Raw genomic sequence first — 4,239 nt, forward strand, 5'->3', positions numbered from 1 at the left:
AAAGCAGGCCAACGCCGTCTTCGACTTGCTCGAAAAGTTCGCGCAATACGGCTTCAACAAGTCGCACTCCGCCGCCTACGGGATCGTGACGTATCACACCGCCTACTTGAAGGCGAACTACCCCGTCGAGTTCATGGCGGGAGTGCTCAGCTACGAAATCAGCAATCCCGACAAGATTGCCAACTTCGTGTCCGAGTGCTTCGAAATGGGCATCAAGGTGCTGCCGCCGGACATCAACAAGTCGGCGCTGAAGTTTGCGCCTGAGCGTTTCGAAACGGAGGAAGCAGTGCCGAATGCGATTCGCTACGGCCTTAGTGCCATCAAAAACGTCGGCGAAGGAGCCATGGAGGCCGCCATCGCCGAGCGTGAGAAAAACGGCCCCTTCACCACTCTCGAAGACTTCGCCGCACGGCTCGACAACCGTGCCGTGAACAAGAAGCTCATGGAAGCCCTCGTGAAATCAGGGGCCTTCGACTTCACCGGCGAGCTGCGCGCCGTCATGTTCGCCAAATTGGAACAGGTGCTCGCATCGGCTGCTTCGATGCAAAAGGACAAAAAATCCGGCCAGGGCGGCCTGTTCGACGATTTCGAGCTCGCGAAGCCCAAATCGAAGAAAAACGAGCCTCAAGCGCCCTCCATCGTCTGGACCACGGATGAAGTCCTCGCCTTTGAAAAAGAGCTGCTCGGCTTCTACGTCAGCGGCCACCCGCTCGACAGCTATCGCGGCCATTTCGACTCGGTGAAGCTCATCAAGATCGCCGCCATCGAGGAGATCGACACTAAAGAAAAGCCCAGCACCCACACCATCGCCGGTATTTTGAGCCAGCTTGAGGTGCGCTACTCGAAGAAGGACAATCGCCCGTTCGCCACCTTCAAGGTGGAAGACTTCACCGGCGTGCAGGAGATGATGTGCTGGAGCGACGACTACGAAAAGCTCAAGGACGTGCTCGCTGATGGTGCCGTGATGGCCTTCCGCATCCGTGTCAGCAAGGATCAAAAAACCGACGGCAACCGCTGCACCTGCAACGACGCCAAGCCCCTCAAGCCCAAGGCCGCCAAACCGCGCAACGCTGGCGATCCCGACCCTTCGCTCCCGCCGCCGCCGAAACCACCCGCGCCGCCCAAACCGGTCGTCATCAAGCTCAACACCAAGCAGCACGACGAAACCGACCTTGAGCGCATCCAAGAGGTGCTCTTGCAGCATCCCGGCACCCTGCCCGTCTTCCTCGAAATCTCCCAAAACGGCCACAAAGCCCGTTTGGAGCTCGACGAGTCCTTCCGCGTCACTCCCAGCCCCGATCTCCGCCGTGCGCTCACGGTTTGGATGTAAAGCGCTGCATAAAGCGAATTTACTTACGCCGTTCTTGTCAGAACGCCTCTTTTCTGGTGCCATTCGTGCGCACACATAAAATCCGCATGTCCAACACCCCGCTTCCGCAAGACGACGTCGCCGCCATTGATGAACTCCGCCAGGTTTACGGCCGCCTGGGCAACGAATTGAAAAAAATCATCGTTGGCCAGGACAAGGTCGTCGAGCAGCTCTCGATCTGCCTCTTCGCCCGTGGGCACGCGCTGCTGATGGGCGTTCCCGGCCTCGCCAAGACGCTGCTCATCAGCCGCCTCGCCGAAACGATGAGCCTGAGCTTCAGCCGCATCCAGTTCACGCCGGATTTGATGCCCATGGACATCACCGGCACGGACATTTTGCAGGAACTCCCCGGCGGCAAACGCGCCTTCGAGTTCGCCAAGGGCCCCGTCTTCGCGAACATCGTCCTCGCCGACGAAATCAACCGCGCCCCCGCCAAAACGCAGGCGGCGATGCTTGAGGCCATGCAGGAACACAAAGTCACCGTCGCCGGCCGCACCTACACGCTCGACAGCCCGTTCTTTGTCCTCGCCACGCAAAATCCCATCGAGCAAGAAGGCACCTACCCGCTGCCCGAAGCCCAGCTCGACCGCTTCATGTTCATGATCGGCGTCGATTACCCGAGTCGCGACGAAGAAATCGCCATCGCGAAGACAACGACCGGCCAGACTTTGCCGAAGCTCGAGCACATCATGGATGGAGCCAAGGTGTTGACCTTCCAAGACCTCGTCCGCCGCGTCCCCGTGCCGGATCACATCTATGAATTCGCCGTCGATCTCGCGCGAAAGACGCGTCCTGCGAGCAGCGAAGCCCCCGCATGGCTCAAACCCCTCGTGAGCTGGGGTGCCGGCCCGCGTGCCGTGCAGTATTTGATACTCGGTGCCAAAGCGAGAGCTGCGCTGAACGGCAGCTACATGGTGAGACTTGAGGATGTGATGGAAGTCGCGGAGCCGGTGTTGAGGCATCGTGTGATGACGACCTTCACCGCCGAAAGCGATGGCGTAAGCAGCAAGGATGTGGCGCGAAGACTGGTGGAGGAACTCGCCAAGGCAGGATAGCCGAAAGAAACGAAAAACGACAAAAAGCCCGGACCTCAGACTCCCCTTCTTTTTAACTCTTTCGTTTTTTTCGGCCAACAAAACTCATGCCCGCCTCCGACCGCAGCTTCCTCGACCCTGCCGTGCTCAGCCGTTTGATGGCTCTGCCACTGAATGCCCGTCAGGCCATGCTTGGCAGCGTCTCCGGCAAACATCGCAGTCCCGTGCGCGGTTCATCCCTCGAATTCGCGCAATACCGCAAATACGTCCCTGGCGACGACACTCGCCGCCTCGACTGGCGCACCTGGGGCCGCAGCGACCGCTTTTACATCAAGGAATTCGAGGCCGATACGAACCTGCGCCTCTGCCTGCTCATCGACACCAGCGGCAGCATGAACTTCGGCCCCGCCGGAGCCACACGCTTCGACTACGCCCGCAAACTCGCCGGCACCCTCGCCTACATCGCCGCGCAGCAGGGCGACGCTGTCGGTCTCCACTCGCTCGCCGAAAAGTCCGTCGAAATACCCGCCAAACGCGGTGCCTCGCATCTCGGTGTCGTGCTCGATCAAATGGCCGGCCTCCAGCCCGTCGGCGACACCACGCTGCTCACCGCGCTGCACGACGCCGCTGAAAAGATCCGCCAGCGCGCCCTCGTCGTCATCTTCAGCGACCTTTTCGTCCCACCCGCCGAATTGAAGTCCGCCATCCAGCACCTGCGCTTCCGCAAGCACGACGTCGCCATCTTCCATCTGCTCGATCAGAAGGAACTCGACTTCGATTTCGACCGTCCCGCCCGCTTCATCGACATGGAAGGCGGCGAAGCCATCCTCGCCGACCCCAGCCTCATCGCCCGCAACTACCGCGAGGCCGTGAAGCAATACATGCACGACATCGACGACCTCGTCCGCACCACCGCCATCGACTACCACCGCGTGAAGCTGCACGAGAAATACGACGACGTGCTCGTGAAGTTCCTGCTGGCACGGATTCAGAAGAAAGGAGGCCGGTGATGAGGAGCCAAATTCAAAACTGCAATTCTCACTGGCTGCTCTTTGTAGCGTTGTTTGCCGCATTGCTGCCTGGCTGTTCTTTGGTGCGCAAGCCGTGGCCGAGTAAATCTTATGACGAAGTGCGCGGGTATCAGTTTACAAATCCATCCGGCCCGTTGGTCTGGCCAAGTCCTGTGTTGGGTGCGACTCTAAATTCTGCTGCCTTGGAGAAGCTGAAACGTAGAGAGTCTGCTTTGAATGCCGATCAGACACGCATCTTGCTAGACGCTACATTTAGCGATCGCTTTGAAGGTGTGCCTGCTGGCTGCTATTTCCCCCATCATGTCTTCGTGTTCTATTCAAAACAGAAGCCTGTCGGAGCGATTGAGGTGTGTTTTATGTGTGCTGGCAAACGTTGCTGGCCCGACCAGCCGAAAGACAGCAAGACAAACTACCCGCAACTGGAGAAGCTCGCGAAGGAACTCGGAATTGGGACAGAAGCACCAAAGGGAGAAAAAATCGTGCTCCCTGAAGATCCTTTTGCGCCCCCAGGGAATGCAAAACTCAGTGAATATCCTTTTGCGACGGGAGCTTCGAAGCCATGACCTTCCTCGTCCCAGCGCTGCTCCTCGCCCTGCCGCTCGCGGCGTTGCCGGTGGTCATTCATTTGATCCATCTGTATCGGCGGCGGCAGGTGAAGTGGGCGGCGATGATGTTTCTGCGCATGGCGCAGCGCATGAACAAGGGGCTGTCGCGGCTGCGGCAGATTTTGATCCTCGCGTTTCGCGTGCTGGCGGTGGCGGCGATCCTGTTTGTCATCACGCGGCCGATGGCGGGAGGTTTGCTG

At 59.2% G+C, this 4,239-nt stretch carries 4 protein-coding genes and 1 pseudogene; all 5 read left to right on the top strand.

Features of this window, described 5'->3' with window-relative positions:
• Nucleotides 1-1,330, top strand: a pseudogene (locus ACILSI_RS26760) (DNA polymerase III subunit alpha); the annotation flags it as partial.
• 86 nt (nucleotides 1,331-1,416) lie between these two features.
• Nucleotides 1,417-2,424, top strand: coding sequence for an AAA family ATPase (locus tag ACILSI_RS26765; RefSeq protein ID WP_395724991.1), 1,008 nt, complete (start codon nucleotides 1,417-1,419; stop codon nucleotides 2,422-2,424).
• An 86-nt stretch (nucleotides 2,425-2,510) separates the two neighbouring features.
• On the top strand, nucleotides 2,511-3,413 hold the full coding sequence (locus ACILSI_RS26770; RefSeq protein ID WP_395724992.1) for a DUF58 domain-containing protein: 903 nt from the start codon (nucleotides 2,511-2,513) through the stop codon (nucleotides 3,411-3,413).
• On the top strand, nucleotides 3,413-3,997 hold the full coding sequence (locus tag ACILSI_RS26775; RefSeq protein ID WP_395724993.1) for a hypothetical protein: 585 nt from the start codon (nucleotides 3,413-3,415) through the stop codon (nucleotides 3,995-3,997). The genes ACILSI_RS26770 and ACILSI_RS26775 overlap by 1 nt, the downstream gene beginning before the upstream one ends.
• On the top strand, nucleotides 3,994-4,239 hold a 246-nt coding region (locus ACILSI_RS26780), incomplete at its 3' end, for a BatA domain-containing protein (RefSeq protein WP_395724994.1). The genes ACILSI_RS26775 and ACILSI_RS26780, both read left to right, overlap by 4 nt.

The sequence above is a fragment of the Prosthecobacter sp. genome, assembly GCF_044232965.1.
Classification (GTDB): Bacteria; Verrucomicrobiota; Verrucomicrobiia; order Verrucomicrobiales; family Verrucomicrobiaceae; genus Prosthecobacter.

Excerpts from the sequence above, each read along its gene's own strand:
- ACILSI_RS26775 (WP_395724993.1), top strand. The coding sequence starts at position 3,413 with ATGAGGAGCCAAATTCAAAACTGCAATTCTCACTGGCTGCTCTTTGTA.
- ACILSI_RS26770 (WP_395724992.1), top strand. The coding sequence starts at position 2,511 with ATGCCCGCCTCCGACCGCAGCTTCCTCGACCCTGCCGTGCTCAGCCGT.
- ACILSI_RS26765 (WP_395724991.1), top strand. The coding sequence starts at position 1,417 with ATGTCCAACACCCCGCTTCCGCAAGACGACGTCGCCGCCATTGATGAA.